This window comes from Nocardia wallacei (assembly GCF_029869545.1).
GTDB classification, from domain to species: domain Bacteria; phylum Actinomycetota; class Actinomycetes; order Mycobacteriales; family Mycobacteriaceae; genus Nocardia; species Nocardia wallacei_A.
Window position 1 is genome coordinate 1 of the sequence record NZ_JARWQD010000175.1, and the last position, 1686, is coordinate 1686.

At 69.6% G+C, this 1686-nt stretch carries 1 protein-coding gene; it reads right to left on the reverse strand.

The genetic code is table 11. The features are described 5' to 3' along the window. Positions 1–248: 248 nt before the first annotated feature. Positions 249–1472, reverse strand: coding sequence for a phosphoserine phosphatase SerB (serB, locus tag QH290_RS14330; protein WP_280268403.1), 1224 nt, complete (start codon positions 1470–1472; stop codon positions 249–251). Positions 1473–1686: the final 214 nt, after the last annotated feature.

Sequence of the window (1686 nt, forward strand, 5' to 3'; positions counted from 1 at the left end):
GCGGGGAATAGGGGCACCACCGGATACGGGGAATAGAGGCACCACCGGATACGGGGAATAGAGGCACCACCGGATACGGGGAATAGAGGCACCACCGGATACGGGGAATAGAGGCACCACCGGATGCGGGGAATAGAGGCACCACCGGATGCGGGAAATAGAGGCACCACCGGATGCGGGAAATGGGGGCATCACCCGCGGAACGGTTGCTTAACCCGGCAGGCGGCGAACATGGGCATTGATGTTCGTCAGGTCAGGGGGACTCGGCGGAGGAGGCCGTCGCGGGCGTCGGCGGCTTCTACCTCGTCGCGGGTGACGCCGAGGATGAACAGGACCGCGTCGAGGAAGGGGTGGGAGAGGGCGGCGTCGGCGATCTCGCGCAGGGCGGGCTTGGCGTTGAAGGCGATGCCCAGGCCCGCCGCGTTCAGCATGTCGATGTCGTTGGCGCCGTCGCCGACCGCGACGGTCTGCTCCATCGGCACCCCGGCCTCGGCCGCGAACCGCCGCAGCGCCACGGCCTTCGCGGGCCGGTCGACGATCTCCCCGATCACCTTCCCGGTCAGCTTGCCGCCCACCACCTCGAGCGTGTTCGCCTGCACGAAATCCAGTTCCAGATCGTGGGCCAGCGGCTCGATCACCTGCCGGAAGCCGCCGGACACCACACCGCACCGGAAACCCAGCCGCCGCAGCGTGCGGATGGTGGTGCGGGCACCGGGGGTCAGTTCGATGCGCTCGGCGACCTCGTCGATCACCGTCTCGTCCAGCCCGGCCAGGGTCGCGACCCGCTTCCGCAGCGATTCGGCGAAGTCGATCTCGCCGCGCATGGCGGATTCGGTGACCTTGCGCACCTCGTCCTCGACGCCCGCGTGCGCGGCCAGCATCTCGATCACCTCGCCCTGGATGAGCGTGGAGTCGACGTCGAAGACGATCAGCCGCTTGGCCCGCCGCGCCAGGCCCGCGCGCTCGACCGCGACATCGACGTTCTCCTTGGCCGCCACCACGGACAGCGCGGTGCGCAACCGGGTCTCGCCGTCCTGATCGACCGGCGCGGTCACCATCAGCTCCAGACCGGTCACCGGATAGTCGGCGATGCCGCGGATGGCGTCGATATTGACGTTCTGCTCGGCCAGCTTGCGCGCGATCGTGCTGAACGCCCGCGCCGTCACGGGGCTGCCCAGCACCACGATCGCATGCGTCGACAACCGCGCCCCCGCCACCGAGTTCGCGCCGATCTCGACGTCGACCTGCATGCCGACGGTGGCCATCGCGTCCTCGAGCTGATCCTGCAGATCCTCCGGATCGTCCGGGCAGGTCACCAGCACGCCGAGGGTGAGCCGGCCGCGGATCACGACCTGTTCGACATCGAGCAGGCTCACTCCGTTGCGCGACAGGGCCGTCAGCAGCACCGAGGTCACGCCCGGCTTGTCGGGCCCCGTGACGGTGATCAGCACGGTCGTCTCGGGCGTGCTCAAGCGAAACTCCGTTTCTCGTGATGTGCTCGGCCGCCTGCGACGGCCCGCACATTGTCTCAGGTCGGTGTGCGGCGCTCCCGACGTCCCGGCGTCGAGCCCGGAAACCGAACGCGGGGGGGGGGGGGGGGGGGGGGGGGCCGGCGGGGGGGGGGGGGGGTTGGGGTGAGAATTGGGGGGGGGGGGGGGGGGGGGTGGTGTGAATTAAAGAGAGCGC